This is a genomic window from Pseudomonas sp. NGC7 (assembly GCF_047159675.1).
In the GTDB taxonomy this organism is placed as follows: domain Bacteria; phylum Pseudomonadota; class Gammaproteobacteria; order Pseudomonadales; family Pseudomonadaceae; genus Aquipseudomonas; species Aquipseudomonas kermanshahensis.
The window spans coordinates 992,363-1,009,322 of sequence record NZ_BAAFZY010000001.1 but is presented as its reverse complement, the minus strand read 5'-3'; the positions used below and the strand labels follow the sequence as shown (position 1 = coordinate 1,009,322).

The 16,960-nt window shown below is 63.5% G+C and carries 12 protein-coding genes; 9 read left to right on the top strand and 3 right to left on the bottom strand.

The genetic code is table 11. The annotated features are described in order from the left end of the window. Positions 1 to 76: 76 nt before the first annotated feature. From ACMCNM_RS04560 to ACMCNM_RS04550, 3 genes are all read right to left on the bottom strand, one after another. On the bottom strand, positions 77 to 943 hold the full coding sequence (locus tag ACMCNM_RS04560; RefSeq protein WP_099455217.1) for an ATPase: 867 nt from the start codon (positions 941 to 943) through the stop codon (positions 77 to 79). A gap of 78 nt (positions 944 to 1,021) precedes the next feature. Beyond that, on the bottom strand, positions 1,022 to 2,026 hold the full coding sequence (locus ACMCNM_RS04555; protein ID WP_186677680.1) for an NAD-dependent epimerase/dehydratase family protein: 1,005 nt from the start codon (positions 2,024 to 2,026) through the stop codon (positions 1,022 to 1,024). 49 nt (positions 2,027 to 2,075) lie between these two features. Then, complete coding sequence (locus ACMCNM_RS04550) at positions 2,076 to 2,972, bottom strand: LysR family transcriptional regulator ArgP (protein WP_172960427.1); 897 nt, start codon at positions 2,970 to 2,972, stop codon at positions 2,076 to 2,078. Between the two features lie 97 nt (positions 2,973 to 3,069). On the opposite strand from ACMCNM_RS04550, the gene ACMCNM_RS04545 reads away from it, so the two are divergent. The 9 genes from ACMCNM_RS04545 to ACMCNM_RS04505 all read left to right on the top strand — a co-directional run bounded on the left by ACMCNM_RS04545 (position 3,070) and on the right by ACMCNM_RS04505 (position 16,935). After that, positions 3,070 to 3,669, top strand: a complete 600-nt coding sequence (locus tag ACMCNM_RS04545; RefSeq protein ID WP_027594052.1) for a LysE/ArgO family amino acid transporter — start codon at positions 3,070 to 3,072, stop codon at positions 3,667 to 3,669. A gap of 479 nt (positions 3,670 to 4,148) precedes the next feature. Then, positions 4,149 to 4,745 (top strand): superoxide dismutase, encoded by a 597-nt coding sequence (locus tag ACMCNM_RS04540; protein ID WP_027594051.1) that lies wholly within the window; start codon positions 4,149 to 4,151, stop codon positions 4,743 to 4,745. 266 nt (positions 4,746 to 5,011) lie between these two features. Beyond that, entirely contained in the window at positions 5,012 to 7,063 is a 2,052-nt protein-coding gene (locus ACMCNM_RS04535; RefSeq protein WP_027594050.1) for a putative bifunctional diguanylate cyclase/phosphodiesterase, read from the top strand. A gap of 147 nt (positions 7,064 to 7,210) precedes the next feature. Then, positions 7,211 to 8,545: an imelysin family protein gene (locus ACMCNM_RS04530; protein ID WP_027594049.1), complete on the top strand. Its 1,335-nt coding sequence runs from the start codon at positions 7,211 to 7,213 to the stop codon at positions 8,543 to 8,545. A gap of 260 nt (positions 8,546 to 8,805) precedes the next feature. Continuing rightward, on the top strand, positions 8,806 to 10,233 hold the full coding sequence (locus ACMCNM_RS04525; protein WP_099430351.1) for a di-heme oxidoredictase family protein: 1,428 nt from the start codon (positions 8,806 to 8,808) through the stop codon (positions 10,231 to 10,233). A 19-nt stretch (positions 10,234 to 10,252) separates the two neighbouring features. Continuing rightward, the gene (locus ACMCNM_RS04520) at positions 10,253 to 11,317 is read left to right on the top strand and encodes an imelysin family protein (protein WP_099430352.1); all 1,065 of its coding nucleotides are present in this window, start codon (positions 10,253 to 10,255) and stop codon (positions 11,315 to 11,317) included. Positions 11,318 to 11,319: 2 nt separating this feature from the next. Beyond that, a complete protein-coding gene (locus ACMCNM_RS04515) occupies positions 11,320 to 12,417 on the top strand; it encodes a DUF1513 domain-containing protein (protein WP_412764004.1) in 1,098 nt (365 codons plus the stop codon). Positions 12,418 to 12,687: 270 nt separating this feature from the next. Then, positions 12,688 to 13,866: an efflux RND transporter periplasmic adaptor subunit gene (locus ACMCNM_RS04510; protein WP_412764003.1), complete on the top strand. Its 1,179-nt coding sequence runs from the start codon at positions 12,688 to 12,690 to the stop codon at positions 13,864 to 13,866. Between the two features lie 12 nt (positions 13,867 to 13,878). Beyond that, positions 13,879 to 16,935 (top strand): multidrug efflux RND transporter permease subunit, encoded by a 3,057-nt coding sequence (locus ACMCNM_RS04505; protein WP_412764002.1) that lies wholly within the window; start codon positions 13,879 to 13,881, stop codon positions 16,933 to 16,935. The last annotated feature ends 25 nt before the right edge of the window (positions 16,936 to 16,960 follow it).

Here is a 16,960-nt window from a genome sequence, read left to right as displayed (position 1 = left end):
GCAGGCTTGCACGTAACGGTTATGCCTGCACTGGCCTCTTCGCAGCACAAGGCTGCCCACAGGGCACGCGGGGTCTTCAGGGGCGCGCTTTGATCTGCTGCTGCAGGTTCTGGATCTGGCTCTGCAGCGTGTTGATGCTGCGGGTGGTCTGCCCGCGGAAGGCATCGAACTCCTGCACCGAGGCACCGCCCGACGACGCCGCCGGGCGATTGTCGACCTGGCTCTTCAACACCAGCATGTCCTGCTCCAGGCTCTGGATCGCCGCACTCGGGTTACCCTGCTTTTTCAGCGCTGCCACTTCGTTGCTCAGGCTCTTGAGCTGGTCATCCAGCTTGCCACCGTCCGCCTGCGCGGCCTTCAACGCTGCCACGTCATTGCTCAACGCCTTGAACTGGGCATCCAGCTTGCCGCCATCGACCTGGCCCGACTTCAACGCCGTCAGCTCGCCATTCACCAGCTTCAACTGTGCCTGCAACTGGGTTTGCAGCTCGGTCACAGCCTTCTGTTGTTCACGGGTATCGGCCAGCACCTGCTCCAGGCGCTTGCCCAGGTCGCCGGTCTGCCCGGCCACGCCTTGCTGCAACTGACGAATTTGCAACTTCAAGGCCTCGCTGCCGGTATTGACCGAAGACTCACTGGCCTCCACCTTGCCGCTGATCGCCTGCAGTCGCCCGGCCGCCTCTTCACTGATACGGGCGAAGCTTTCTTGGGTCGCGACCAGTTGCTGCTCCATCAGCGAGATCTGCTGGAAGCTCCACCAGCCCAACCCCGCCAAGGCAATCAGTGACGCCACCAACAGCGCCCACAAAGGTGCCGTACTGGCCCCCCGCTCGGCTTTCTGCCGGCTGCGCATCACGTGCGCGGGTATCAGTTCATCATCGTCGGGCGTGCCGGCCCTCAGGGTAGGCACATCATCGTAATCGTCGTGAGCAGGCTTACGCATGAGTACATTCAACCGCGGTAGTCGCAAAGAGGCACGAGTATAAACCGCTCGCGCGGCGTGTTGATGACCATCGTTGCATCAGCCGATTTTCAGGCCTTCGGGCTGGTGCTTCCACCAACCGCAGAATTCATCCAGGGCCGTCCACAGGCTGACCTTGGGCTGATAGTCCAAGTACTGCCGTGCGCGGCTGATGTCCAGGGTGAAATCGCGGCTCATCACCTGCATGCCCATGCGCGACAAGGTGGGCTGCGGCCGCCCCGGCCAGAGCATGCACGCCGCTTCGTTGAGCGCCGCCAGGCTGTAGGCCAGGCCGTAGGAGCGGTACCGGGTCACTTGCGGCAAGTGCATCTGGCGCATCACGTAGTTGACCACATCCCACAGTGGCAACGGGTGGCCATTGCTGATGTTGTAGGCTTGGCCCAGGGCGCGGTCGTCGGCGAACAGGGCACTGAGCAACGCCTCGTTGAGGTTGTGCACGCTGGTGAAGTCGACCTTGTTCAGGCCGTTGCCGATGATCGCCACGCGGCCCTTGCGTTGCATCTGCATCAGCCGCGGGAAAATACTGGCATCCCCAGCCCCAGTGACGAAGCGCGGGCGCAGCGCCAGCACTTCCAGGCCGAACTCCTGAGCACCGAACACCTTCTGCTCGGCCAGGTGCTTGGTCAGCGCATAGTGATCGTGAAAACGGCGCGGCACCTGGTCCTCACGGATGTCCAGGCGCGAACGGCCATTGAAGTAGATCGACGGCGACGACAAATGCACCAGGCGCCGCACATGCTCCTTCAGGCAACCCTCGACCACGTTTTCGGTGACCACCACGTTGCCCTGGTGAAAATCCTGGTAGCGCCCCCAGTTGCCCACCGCGCCTGCGCAGTGCACCACCGCTTCGACGCCCTGGCACAGGCGCCGGGCCAGCTCGGCATCGCCCAGGTCGCCGGGGATGAACTGCGCGCCGCGCTTGACCAGGTGCTCGACACCTTCGGCACGTCGGCCGCTGACCCGCACGTCCAGGCCCTGCTCCAGGGCAACGCGCGCAAAGCGCCCGCCGATGAAGCCGCTCGCGCCGGTGACCAGAATTCGCATGTAAGACTCCGCCTTGCCAGATTTCAGATGCAACTGACGCCGGCCGTGGCTACAAGGGCACCAACCATTGCCGTGCCGTGTGCCGCAGGTGATCGGTCAGTTGCGCGAGCAGTTGCCCGCCATTGCGCCAATGATGCCAGTACAGCGGCACATCGATGGGAGTATCGGCGCATATTTCCACCAATTGCCCGCTGGACAGTTGCTCGCGCGCCTGCAATTCAGGCACCAGCCCCCAGCCCAACCCCGCCTCGGTCATGCGCAGGAACCCTTCGGACGAGGGGCACAAGTGGTGCAGGAAGCCGTCCTCGATGCCCAGCGATGCCAGGTAGCGGTGTTGCAGGAAGTCGTCCGGGCCGTACACGATCGCGGGCGTGCGTGCCAAGCGCTTGACCTCGAACCCACGGGGGAAATGCCGCGCCATGAACACCGGGCTGGCCAGTGCACGGTAGCGCATCGCGCCCAGCGGCAGGCTGCGCGCGCCAGCCACTGGCCGTTCGCTGCCACACAGGCAGGCCGCCACTTCACCGGCACGCATGCGTTTAAGGCCAACTTCCTGGTCCTCCACCACCAGGTCGGTGAGCACGTTCTGTTCGGCACAGAACCGGCCGACCGCGCCCGCCCACCAGGTGGCCAGGCTGTCGGCGTTAAGGGCAATCCGCAAACGCTCCGGCATGCCCTCCTCGTCCAGCGCAGGCACCTGGCGTTGCAGGTCGCGCTCTAGCAGACGCACCTGCTGCACATGGTTGAGCAACTGGCGCCCGACCTCGGTCGGGCTCGGTGGCGTGGCCCGCACCAGCACCGGCTGGCCAACCCGTGCTTCGAGCAGCTTGATGCGCTGGGAAATGGCCGATTGCGACAGCCCCAGTACCTGCGCTGCACGCTCGAAGCCGCCTTGCTCGATCACCGCCGCAAGGGCGGCCAGCAGCTTGTAGTCGAACATCGATATTCCTAATGCCTGATCAGCTTTATTTGTTTTTCTTATACAGCGCCAATCACCACAATAGCCAGCATCGTTTATGGCTCATTTTCTGGAGTACACCGCCATGTGGCAAAGCTATCTGAACGGCATGCTGGTGGCCTTCGGCCTGATCATGGCCATCGGCGCACAGAACGCCTTCGTCCTCGCGCAAAGCCTGCGCCGCGAGCACCACCTGCCGGTGGCGGCCCTGTGCATCGTCTGCGACGCCCTGCTGGTCGCTGCCGGGGTGTTCGGCCTGGCCACGGTACTGGCGCACAACCCGACCCTGCTGGCCATCGCCCGTTGGGGCGGCGCGGTGTTCCTGCTCTGGTACGGCGCCAAGGCGCTGCGCAGCGCCTGCTCCAAGCAGAGCCTGCAGCACCAGCAAGGCCAGGGCATGCGCTCGCGCCGGGCGGTATTGCTCAGTGCACTGGCGGTGACCCTGCTCAACCCCCATGTGTACCTCGACACCGTGCTGCTGATCGGCTCGCTCGGTGCCCAGCAGACAGTGCCCGGGGCCTATGTGGCGGGGGCGGCCAGTGCTTCGCTGCTGTGGTTCTCGACCTTGGCGATCGGTGCGGCCTGGCTGGCACCGTGGCTGGCGCGGCCAGCGACCTGGCGGATGCTCGACCTGATGGTGGCGGTGATGATGTTCGCGGTGGCGGCGCAGCTGATTTTTAGCTGAATGCGCAAGTGCTTGGCACGGCAGGTTCAGCGCCTGGGAGATCGAGCGCCGCCCGCGCGGCGCATCGCGAGCAACGCTCGCTCCTACGTTAGTTTCGGGCCAATTATTCCTGGGGCAAACGCGCGCGACCGCCTTGGCGCATGTCTCGATATCGCGTCGAACAAACAAGGCGGTCGCGCCCACTGGCACAGGCGTGACTGGCCCGAAACAAACGTAGGAGCGAGCGTTGCTCGCGATCCGCCGCGCGGGCGGCGCTCGATCTTCCAGGCGATACAAACACCGCGACGAACACCACTGGTCGGCACCGGCCAACCGCTCTGGAACCTCTATTCCCTATCTTTGTTGCGTGGTTATGCGCCGGGCCCGGTGCTATGATCCAGCCCTCGCGTCGCAAAGAGTACAAACTCGCCGACGTTGATCGGGCCGCCCGTGATCGGCCTTGCGCAAACCGCAAATAGACCTGAATCAGGAGATCCACCATGGCTTTTGAATTGCCGCCGCTGCCGTACGCCCACGATGCCCTGCAGCCGCACATCTCCAAGGAAACCCTGGAGTATCACCACGACAAGCACCACAACACCTATGTCGTGAACCTGAACAACCTGGTCCCAGGCACCGAATTCGAAGGCAAGACCCTGGAAGAGATCGTCAAGACCTCTTCGGGCGGTATCTTCAACAACGCCGCTCAAGTCTGGAACCACACCTTCTACTGGAACTGCCTGGCGCCTAACGCCGGTGGTCAACCGACCGGTGCCCTGGCCGAAGCCATCAACGCCGCTTTCGGTTCCTTCGACAAGTTCAAGGAAGAGTTCACCAAGACTTCCGTCGGCACCTTCGGCTCCGGCTGGGGCTGGCTGGTGAAGAAAGCTGACGGTTCCCTGGCCCTGGCCAGCACCATCGGCGCCGGCAACCCGCTGACCAATGGCGACACCCCGCTGCTGACCTGCGACGTCTGGGAACACGCCTACTACATCGACTACCGCAACGTGCGTCCGAAGTATGTCGAGGCGTTCTGGAACCTGGTCAACTGGGCTTTCGTTGCCGAACAGTTCGAAGGCAAGACCTTCAAGGCCTGATGCATATCCAGCCTTGAACGAAGAACCCGGCCTTGGTGCCGGGTTTTTTTATGGGCCTGTAACAGCCTCTTGCTCAGCACGGATTGCACGCTAACATCAAACCTCTGGAAACTTGATACAGCGCACTCAAGTTGCAGGGCCAGGCGACCGATATACTGCCCAGGACAACCCCGCTTCTCGCGCTGTGTCCGTGGCACACCGGCCGATAGTGTATTGGTTTCATTGATGGCAAAATGATGCCATGCGCATGGATTAAGGAAACCCCATTGAAGCTGGAATTGCGGAACAGCTTGTCGGTCAAGTTGCTCAGGGTCGTGCTGCTGTCGGCGCTCGCAGTGGGCGTCGTGCTCAGTTGTGCGCAAATCGTCTACGACACCTACAAGACCCGCCAGGCTGTCGACAACGATGCCCAGCGCATCCTCGACATGTTCCGTGACCCCTCTACCCAGGCGGTGTACAGCCTTGACCGGGAGATGGGCATGCAGGTGATGGAAGGCCTGTTCCAGGACGAATCAGTGCGCATGGCGTCCATCGGCCACCCCAATGAAACCATGCTGGCCGAAAAGTCCCGCCCGCTGCAGGACATGTCCATGCGCTGGCTGACCGACCTGATCCTCGGCCAGGAACGCACCTACACCACCCAACTGGTCGGCCGCGGCCCCTACAGCGAATACTATGGCGACCTGAGCATCACCCTCGACACCTCGTCGTACGGCGAAGATTTTTTGATCAACGCCGTGATCATCTTCATCTCCGGCGTGCTGCGCGCCCTGGCCATGGGCCTGGTGTTGTACCTGGTCTACCACTGGCTGCTGACCAAGCCACTGTCGAAAATCATCGAGCACCTTACCCAGATCAACCCCGATCGCCCCAGCCAGCACCAGATCCCGCTGCTCAAGGGCCACGAGAAAAACGAACTGGGCCTGTGGGTGAACACGGCCAACCAGCTGCTCGCCTCCATCGAGCGCAATACCCACCTGCGCCACGAGGCCGAGAACAGCCTGCAACGCATGGCCCAATACGACTTCCTCACCGGCCTGCCCAACCGCCAGCAACTGCAGCAACAGCTGGACAAGATCCTTGTCGATGGCGGCCGCCTGCAGCATCGCGTCGCAGTGCTGTGTGTAGGCCTGGACGATTTCAAGGGCATCAACGAGCAGTTCAGCTACCAGGTCGGTGACCAGTTGCTGCTGGCCCTGGCCGACCGCCTGCGCGCCCACAGTGGCCGCCTGGGGGCGCTGGCGCGGTTGGGTGGCGACCAGTTCGCCCTGGTTCAGGCCAACATCGAGCAGCCCTATGAGGCTGCCGAGCTGGCCCAGAGCATCCTCGATGACCTGGAGGTGCCCTTCGACCTCGACCATCAGCAGATCCGCCTGCGTGCCACCATCGGCATCACCCTGTTCCCTGAAGACGGCGACAGCACCGAGAAGCTGCTGCAAAAAGCCGAACAGACCATGACCCTGGCCAAGGCCCGCTCACGCAACCGTTACCAGTTCTACATCGCCAGCGTCGACAGTGAGATGCGCCGCCGCCGCGAGCTGGAAAAAGACCTGCGCGAAGCCCTGCCGCGCAATCAGCTGTACCTGGTGTATCAGCCGCAGATCAGCTACCGCGACCACCGCGTGGTTGGCGTCGAGGCCCTGCTGCGTTGGCAACACCCGGAGCTGGGCATGGTCCCGCCCGACCAGTTCATCCCGCTGGCCGAGCAGAACGGCAACATCATCACCATCGGCGAATGGGTACTCGACCAGGCCTGCCGGCAGCTGCGCGAATGGCACGACCTGGGCTTCAGCGACCTGCGCATGGCGGTCAACCTGTCGACCGTGCAGTTGCACCACAGCGAACTGCCACGCGTGGTCAACAACCTGCTGCAGGCCTACCGCCTGCCGCCGCGCAGCCTGGAGCTGGAAGTGACCGAGACCGGCCTGATGGAAGACATCAGCACCGCCGCCCAGCACCTGCTCAGCCTGCGCCGCTCCGGGGCACTGATCGCCATTGACGACTTCGGTACCGGCTACTCGTCGCTCAGCTACCTGAAGTCGTTGCCGCTGGACAAGATCAAGATCGACAAGAGCTTCGTCCAGGACCTGCTCGACGACGATGACGACGCCACCATCGTGCGCGCCATCATCCAGCTGGGCAAAAGCCTTGGCATGCAGGTTATCGCTGAAGGCGTGGAAACCGCCGAGCAGGAGACCTACATCATCGCCCAGGGTTGCCACGAGGGTCAGGGCTACCACTACAGCAAGCCACTGTCGGCCCGCGAGCTGACCAGTTACCTCAAGCAGGCACAGCGCAATCAGGTGTCCATGCTGTAGCCCTGGCAGCCCCGGTTACAGGCCGTGACCGGCATTTACATGAATTGCGCGCTCGCCTCTTTACAGCAAATGCAAATCTTTCGCATGATGTTGCGGTTTCGCGTGCCATGGCGCACGGTCCAACCACACGACGCAGGGAAACCAACAATGATTCGAATGCCTCTGGCCTCCGCCAGTCTGCTGGCCATCGCCATCGCGCTCGCCGGATGTGGCGAAAAGGATGACAAGGCCGCTGCTCCGCAAGCTCAAGCGCCTGCTGCCGCCAGCACCACCGCCGCCGCGCCTGGGGCTGTCGATGAAGCGGCCGGCAAGGCCGTGGTCAAGCATTACGCCGACATGGTCTTCGCCGTGTACAGCGACTCGCTGAGCACCGCCAAGGCCCTGCAGACGGCTGTCGACGCGTTCCTGGCCAAGCCCAACGACGAAACCCTGAAAGCCGCCAAGGACGCCTGGGCCGCCTCGCGCGTACCTTACCTGCAGAGCGAAGCCTTCCGCTTTGGCAACACCATCATCGACGACTGGGAAGGCCAAGTTAACGCCTGGCCCCTGGACGAAGGCCTGATCGACTACGTCGACAAGAGCTACGAGCACGCCCTGGGCAACCCGGCGGCCAGCGCCAACATCATCGCCAACACCGAGATCCAGGTCGGCGAAGAGAAGGTCGACGTCAAGGACATCACCCCAGAGAAGCTGGCCAGCCTGAACGAGCTGGGCGGTTCCGAAGCCAACGTCGCCACCGGCTACCACGCCATCGAATTCCTGCTCTGGGGCCAGGACCTGAACGGCACCGGCCCAGGCGCTGGCAACCGCCCGGCTTCCGACTACCTGGAAGGCAACGGTGCCACTGGCGGCCACAACGACCGCCGTCGTGCCTACCTGAAGGCGGCCACCGACCTGCTGGTCAAGGACCTCGAAGAGATGGTCGGCAACTGGGCACCGAACGTTGCCGACAACTACCGCGCCACCCTGGAAGCCGAGCCGGTCAACGACGGCCTGCGCAAGATGCTGTTCGGCATGGGCAGCTTGTCGCTGGGCGAACTGGCGGGCGAGCGCATGAAGGTCTCGCTGGAAGCCAACTCGCCTGAAGACGAGCAAGACTGCTTCAGCGACAACACCCACTACTCGCACTTCTACGACGCCAAGGGTATCCGCAACGTCTACCTGGGCGAGTACACCCGCCCGGATGGCACCAAACTGACCGGCCCGAGCCTGTCGTCGCTGGTGGCCAAGGTTGACCCGGCTACCGACGCCACCCTGAAGGCCGACCTGGAAGCCACCGAAGCGAAGATCCAGGTGATCGTCGACCACGCCCTGAAAGGCGAGCACTACGACCAACTGATCGCTGCCGACAACGCCGCAGGCAACCAGGTCGTGCGTGACGCCATCGCCTCGCTGGTCAAGCAGACCGGCGCGATCGAACAGGCTGCAGGCAAGCTGGGCATCGCCAACCTGAACCCGGATACTGCGGATCACGAGTTCTGATTCGGCTGTAGCGGTTCTGGAAAAGGCGACCTTAGGGTCGCCTTTTTTGCTTCTGGCCCTTTCGCGGGCAAGCCCGCTCCCACCAGGACGGCATGATTCCTGAGATCTGTGTGGGAGCGGGTTTACCCGCGAAGAGGCCGGCACAGGCAACAGATGTAGCTGACACTGATTTCATCCAGCAATTGCAAATTGCTCTTATTCAAACATCCCCACTTTGCTAAGCTTGCACGCCGGTTTTTCGCTCACGCCCAGGATCCTTGATGTCCTCGTCGCTGTTCAGACTCTCTCCCCTGCTGCTGGCCTTTGCCCTCGCCGCCTGTGACGACGCCCCGCGTTTCACCCAGGCAGAGCCCGGCGAAGCGCTGTCGGGTGGCAAGGCTACGGTGCAGCGCAGCGATCGCAATGCCTATTCCCTGCCCTCGGCCAACCTTTCGCCCGAGCGGCGCCTGGACTTCGCCGTCGGCAACAGTTTTTTCCGCAACCCCTGGGTGATCGCCCCGTCCACCACCACTGCGCGTGATGGCCTCGGCCCGCTGTTCAACACCAATGCCTGCCAGAACTGCCACGTGCGCGATGGCCGCGGTCACCCACCCGAGCTCAATGACAGCAACGCGGTGTCGATGCTGGTGCGCCTGTCGATCCCCGACCAGCCTTACCTGGCCAAGGTGGTCGAGCGCCTGGGCGTGGTCCCCGAGCCCGTGTACGGCACCCAGTTGCAGGACATGGCAATCCCCGGCGTGGCGCCGGAGGGCAAGGTCCGCGTGACCTACGCCAACCAGGCCGTCACGTTCAAGGACGGCCACCAGGTCGAACTGCGTCGGCCCAGCTTGCAGATCACCCAGCTGGGCTACGGGGCAATGCACCCTGACACCCGCTTCTCGGCCCGCGTTGCGCCGCCGATGATCGGCCTCGGCCTGCTCGAAGCCATCCCTGAAGCCGACATCCTCGCCAACGAAGACCCGGACGACCGCAACCGCGACGGCATCCGCGGCCGAGCCAACCGGGTCTGGGATGATGCCCAGGGCAAGACCGTGGTGGGCCGCTTCGGCTGGAAAGCCGGGCAACCCAACGTCAACCAGCAGAACGTCCATGCGTTTGCCGGCGACATGGGCCTGACCTCCACCCTGCAACCCAAGGACGACTGCACCGCAGCGCAAGTCGACTGCCTGGCCGCGCCCAATGGCGATGGCATGGGGGGCGAAAAGGAAGTCAGCGACAACATCCTGCGCCTGGTCACCTTCTATACCCGCAACCTGGGTGTGCCTGCCCGTCGTGACGTGGGTGCGCCGCAGGTGCTGGCAGGCAAGAACCTGTTCTTCCAGGCTGGTTGCCAGGGCTGTCACACCCCGCAGTTCACCACCGCCGCAAACGCGGCCGAACCTGAGCTGGCCGGCCAGGTGATCCGCCCCTACAGCGACCTGCTGTTGCATGACATGGGGCCGGGCCTGGCCGATGAACGCACCGAATTCGCGGCCAATGGCCAGGACTGGCGCACCCCGCCGCTGTGGGGCATCGGCCTGAGTGAAACGGTCAGTGGCCACAGCCAGTTCCTGCACGACGGCCGCGCCCGCAACCTGCTCGAAGCCGTGCTCTGGCACGGTGGCGAAGCCGAAGCGGCACGTAATTTCGTCCTCACCTTCAATGCCGAGCAGCGTGCTGCGCTGCTGGCTTTCCTGAACTCACTTTAAAACGCGCAAGGAGCCGGGCATGTTCCGACCCAAACTGTTGTTCACCAGCCTCGCCGCACTCGCCCTCGGTGCCTGCTCGCCGCAGGACCCGCAAGCCGTGACCTCCGCCGCCATCGCCAAGCAGGTGATCCTGCCGACCTACAGCCGTTGGGTCGAAGCCGACCGCCAGCTGGCCGTCAGCGCCCTGGCCTATTGCGAAGGCAAGGCGAACCTGGACACCGCCCGCGCCGACTTCCTCACTGCGCAAAAAGCCTGGGCCGAGCTGCAACCGTTGCTGGTCGGCCCGTTGGCCGAAGGCAACCGCGCCTGGCAGGTGCAGTTCTGGCCCGACAAGAAGAACCTGGTCGGCCGCCAGGTCGAGCAGTTGGTCAACGGTGACAAACCCGTCGACGCCGCTGCCCTGGGCAAGGCCAGCGTCGTGGTGCGCGGCCTGTCGGCTTACGAGTACATCCTCTTCGACAGCAAGCCAGACGTTGCCACGGCAGAGCAGAAAGCCCGCTACTGCCCACTGCTGGTGGCCATCGCCGAGCACCAGAAGGCCTTGGCCGAAGAGATCCTCAAGGGCTGGAACAGCACCGACGGCATGCTCTCGCAGATGACCAAGTTCCCCAACCAGCGCTACGCCGATTCCCACGAGGCCATCGCCGACCTGCTGCGCGCCCAGGTCACCGCCCTGGATACCCTGAAGAAGAAGCTTGGCGCCCCCATGGGCCGCCAGAGCAAGGGCATTGCCCAGCCGCTGCAGGCCGAAGCCTGGCGCAGCCACGCTTCGCTCAAAAGCCTGGAGGCCAGCCTCAAGGCCGCCCAGGCGGTCTGGGTCGGGGTCGACAACAAAGGCTTGCGTGGCCTGTTGGGCAGCGACCAGAAAGCCTTGGCAGACAAGATCGACGACGCCTACGCGACTGCGCTCAAACAGCTGGCCGACAATCAGAAAACCCTCGGCGAGCTGCTGGCCGACGACGCCGGCAAGCAGACCCTCAACCAGATCTACGACAGCCTCAACGTTGTCCACCGCCTGCACGAAGGCGAGCTGGCGAAGGCGTTGAACATCCAGCTGGGCTTTAATGCCAACGACGGTGACTGATCATGCTGCGACGCCAGGCCCTCAAACTCGGTAGCGTACTGCTCAGCGCCCTCACCCTGGGCGGCTGGAGCCTGTTCCGCAACAAAGGCAGCGAACCCCTGCTGCTCTCGGCGCGCGACGACGGCGATGGCAAGCATTACGCCGTAGGGTTCCGCCTGGACGGCACCCAGGTGTTCAGCACCCAGGTTGCCCAGCGTTGCCATGCCATCATCAACCACCCCTCGCTGCCGATCGCTCTTTTCGTCGCCCGCCGCCCAGGTACCGAAAGCTACCTGGTCGACCTGCGCGATGGGCGGCTGCTGCAAACCGTGGTCTCGCAGCCCAACCGCCACTTCTACGGCCATGCGGTCATCCACAAGGGCGGGGAATGGCTGTACACCACCGAGAACGACACTACCGACCCGGGTCGCGGCGTGCTCGGTGTGTACCGTTTCGAAGGCGAACGCTTGGTGCACAGCGGCGAGCTGTCGACCCACGGCATCGGCCCGCATGAAGTGGCCTGGCTGCCGGACGGGGAAACCCTGGTGGTGGCCAACGGTGGCATCCGCACCGAGGCCGAGAGCCGCGTGGAGATGAACCTCAACGCCATGCAACCAAGCCTGGTCCTGATGCAGCGCGACGGCACCCTGCTGAGCAAAGAAACCCTCGCCCAGCAAATGAACAGCGTGCGTCACTTGGCAATTGGCGACGACGGCACCATTGCCGCCTGCCAGCAATTCATGGGCGACGCCGACGAAACCGCCGAGCTGCTAGCAATCAAGCGCCCGGGCGAGCCGTTCAAGGCCTTCCCCGTGCCGGAGCGGCAGTTGCAGGCCATGGCCCAGTACACCGCCAGCGTGGCGATTCACAGCGACCTGCGGCTGGTGGCGCTGACGGCGCCGCGGGCCAACCGGTTGTTTGTCTGGGACCTGGACAGCGGCGCGGTGAAGCTGGATGCGCCGATGCCAGATTGCGCCGGGGTTGGCGCGGTGAAGGATGGCTTTGTCGTCACCTCCGGGCAGGGGCGTTGCCGGTTCTACGATTGCCGCAAGGCAGAGCTGATCGGGCAACCGATGGACCTGCCTTCCGGGTTCTGGGACAACCACCTGCACCTGGCCTGATTATCACCGGCCTTGTAGGAGCGGCCTTGCGTCGCGAAAGGGCTGCGTAGCGGCCCCAGGATCTCAGCGTTAATGCAGAAATTGCTGGGGCCGCTACGCAGCCCTTTCGCGACGCAAGGCCGCTCCTACAGGGACCGCGTAAAATTAGCGGTTCAATTCCTTTCCCCCACTTACAAAAAACAGTCAATACTTCCCCCATCCACACGTGGGCAGGATCGCCCGTTGTCGTGTCAAAACGAATAACAACCACGCTTCCAAGGAACCGGACCTATGCTTCGCCGCCGCATGCTCATCATGTTGGCCGTCGTTCTGCTGATCGTGTTGGCCCTGGGGGGCTACAAGGCCTTCTCGATCTACCAGCAGATCCAGGTGTTCACAGCCCCCAAGCCGCCGATCACCGTGGCGGCAGCGCTGGCCGAAGAACGCCAGTGGCAAGAACGCCTGCCCGCCGTCGGCAGCCTCAAGGCCCTGCAAGGCGTCGAGCTGAGCCTTGAGGTGGAAGGCATCGTCAAAAGCCTGCACTTCGACTCCGGGCAGAAGGTCAAGGCCGGGCAACTGTTGCTGCAACTCAATGACGAACAGGAAACCGCCCTGCTCGGCACCGCCCAGGCCGACCTGGGGCTGGCCAAGGTCGATTTCGGCCGCGGCAGCCAGCTGGTCGGCGACTCGGCCATCTCGCGCGGCGAGTACGATCGCCTCACCGCCCAGTACCGGCGCAACCAGGCCGTGGTCGATCAGCTCAAGGCCTCGAAGACCAAAAAAAGCATCAGTGCGCCCTTCAGCGGCACCATCGGCATTCGCCAGGTGGATGTCGGCGACTACCTCGCCGCTGGCACGGTGATCGCCACCCTGCAAGACCTGTCCAGCCTCTACGTCGACTTCAACGTGCCCGAGCAGGCCCTGCCGCACCTGAGCCTAGGCCAGCAGGTGCTGGTGCAGGTCGCCGCTTACCCGGGCCAGACCTTCACCGCCAGCCTCAGCGCCATCAACCCCAAGGTCGAGGAAAGCACTCGCAACCTGCTGGCCCGCGCAACCTTGGCCAACCCTGACGGCAAGCTGCTGCCTGGCATGTTCGCCAACCTGCTGATCCTGCTGCCCGCGCCACAGCCGCGGGTGGTGGTGCCGGAAAGCGCCATCACCTACACCCTCTATGGCAACTCGGTGTATGTCGCCACCCCGAAAAAGGACAAGGACGGCAACCCGGAAAAAACCGACGACGGCCAACCCCCGCTCATCGCCGAACAGCGCACCGTGCAGACGGGCGAGCGCCGCGACGGCGTGGTGGTGGTCAGCAAGGGCCTGCAGGCCGGCGAGCAGGTGGTCACCGCTGGGCAACTCAAGCTCACACCCGGCGCGGCGATCCGCATCAGCGAGGACAAGGCGCTCACACCTGAGCAAGGTGCTCCTGACCCAGGCAAGGCTGATCAAGGCACCCCGCACAACGACTGACAGGAGGCAGGCATGGCGTTCACCGACCCGTTCATCCGTCGCCCGGTCCTGGCCAGCGTCGTCAGCCTGCTGATTCTGCTGCTGGGCTTTCAGGCCTGGAGCAAACTGCAGATTCGCCAGTACCCGCAGATGGAAAACGCCCTGATCACGGTGACTACCGCGTACCCCGGCGCCAACGCCGAGACCATCCAGGGCTACATCACCCAGCCGTTGCAACAGAGCCTGGCCAGCGCCGAAGGCATCGACTACATGACCTCGGTGAGTCGGCAGAACTTCTCGATCATCTCCATTTATGCGCGCGTCGGCGCCGACAGTGACCGTTTGTTCACCGAACTGCTGGCCAAGGCCAACGAGGTGCGCAACAAGCTGCCGCAAGACGCCGAAGACCCGGTGCTGAGCAAAGAGGCCGCCGACGCCTCGGCGCTGATGTACATCAGCTTCTACAGCAAGGAAATGAGCAACCCGCAGATCACCGACTACCTGTCCCGAGTGATCCAACCCAAACTGGCCACCCTGCCGGGCATGGCCGAAGCGGAGATCCTCGGCAACCAGGTGTTCGCCATGCGCATCTGGATCGACCCGGTGAAACTGGCCGGCTACGGCCTCTCGGCCACCGACGTGACCAACGCCGTGCGCCGTTACAACTTCCTCTCGGCCGCCGGTGAGGTAAAAGGCGAGTACGTGGTCACCAGCATCAATGCCAGCACCGAGCTCAAGTCTGCCGAAGCGTTCGCTGCCCTGCCAGTCAAGACCAGCGGCGACAGCCGGGTGCTGCTGGGCGATGTGGCACGGGTCGAAATGGGTGCAGAAAACTACGACACGGTCAGTTCGTTCGACGGCATCCCTTCGGTCTACATCGGCATCAAGGCCACACCGGCCGCCAACCCGCTGGAGGTGATCAAAGAAGTCCGGCGCATCATGCCGGAACTCGAAAGCCAGTTGCCCTCGGCGCTGAAGGTGTCGATTGCCTACGACGCCACGTTGTTCATCCAGGCCTCCATCGACGAGGTGATCAAGACCCTCGGCGAAGCGGTGCTGATCGTCATCGTCGTGGTATTCCTGTTCCTCGGCGCGTTGCGCTCGGTGCTGATCCCGGTGGTGACCATCCCGCTGTCGATGATCGGCGTGCTGTTCTTCATGCAGATGATGGGCTACTCGCTCAACCTGTTGACCCTGTTGGCGATGGTGCTGGCCATCGGCCTGGTGGTGGACGATGCCATTGTCGTGGTGGAGAACATCCACCGGCACATGGAAGAAGGCAAGACGCCGTTCGACGCGGCGCTGGAAGGTGCACGGGAAATCGCCATGCCGGTGGTGTCGATGACCATCACCCTGGCCGCGGTGTATGCCCCTATCGGCTTCCTGACCGGGCTCACAGGCGCGTTATTCAAAGAATTCGCCCTGACCTTGGCCGGTGCAGTGATCATCTCCGGCGTCGTCGCCCTGACCCTGTCACCGATGATGTGCGCGCTGTTGCTGCGCCAAGAACAGAACCCCTCGGGCCTTGCCCATCGCCTCGACCTGCTGTTCGAGCGCCTCAAGGTGCGCTACCAGCGCCTGCTGCACGCCACCCTGGACAGCCGGCCGGTGGTGCTGGTGTTCGCCGTGATTGTCCTGTGCCTGATCCCGGTACTGCTCAAATTCACCCAGAACGAGCTGGCGCCCAACGAGGACCAAGGGGTGATCTTCATGATCAGCAGTTCGCCGCAGCCGGCCAACCTCGACTACCTCAACGCCTACACCGACCAGTTCACGCCGCTGTTCAAAGCCTTCCCCGAGTATTACTCGTCGTTTCAGATCAACGGTTTCAACGGTGTGCAGAGCGGCATTGGCGGCTTCCTGTTAAAGCCCTGGAACGAGCGCGAGCGCACGCAGATGGAGCTGCTGCCGCTGGTGCAGGCCAAACTTGAAGAAATCGGCGGCCTGCAGATCTTCGGCTTCAACCTGCCGTCGCTGCCCGGTACCGGTGAGGGCCTGCCGTTCCAGTTCGTGATCAACACCGCGGGGGACTACCCGGCCCTGCTGGACGTGGCCCAACGTATCAAGACACGCGCCCAGGCATCGGGCAAGTTCGCCTTCCTCGACATCGACCTGGCCTTCGACAAACCGGAAGTGGTGGTCGACATCGACCGGGCCAAAGCCGCACAGATGGGCGTCTCGATGGACGCCCTGGGCGGCACCTTGGCCACCCTGCTGGGCGAGGGGGAAATCAACCGTTTCACCCTGGAGGGCCGCAGCTACAAGGTGATTGCCCAGGTCGAGCGGCCGTACCGCAACAACCCCGGCTGGCTCAACAACTACTACGTGAAGAACGACCAGGGCCAATTGCTGCCACTGTCGACCCTCATCACCCTCAGCGACCGCGCGCGCCCGCGCCAGCTCAACCAGTTCCAGCAGTTGAACTCGGCCATCATCCAAGGCGTGCCCATGGTCAGCCTGGGCGAAGCGCTGCAGACCGTGCAGGCCATCGCCCGCGAAGAAGCCCCGGAAGGCTTCGCCTTCGACTATGCCGGGGTGGCGCGCCAGTATGTTCAGGAAGGCAGCGCGTTGTGGGTAACCTTCGGTCTGGCGCTGGCGATCATCTTCCTGGTGCTGGCGGCGCAATTCGAAAGCTTCCGCGATCCGCTGGTGATTCTGGTGACCGTACCGTTGTCGATCTGCGGGGCGCTGTTGCCGCTGTTCCTGGGTATTTCCAGCATGAACATCTATACCCAGGTCGGGCTGGTGACACTGATCGGGCTGATCACCAAGCACGGTATTCTGATCGTCGAATTTGCCAACCAGTTGCGCGAAGAAAAAGGCCTGAGCGTGCGTGAGGCAATCGAGGAAGCGGCCGCCATCCGCCTGCGGCCGGTACTGATGACCACGGCGGCGATGGTGTTTGGCATGGTGCCGTTGATTCTGGCGACCGGCGCAGGGGCAGTGAGCCGGTTCGATATCGGCACGGTGATTGCGACCGGGATGTCGATCGGGACGTTGTTTACCTTGTTTGTGCTGCCTTGCATCTACACCTTACTGGCGCACAAGACGGTGGCCAAGGCACCTGTGCCAGCTGACATTTCCCGGTAGGAGCAGCCTTGTGCTGCGAAGAGGC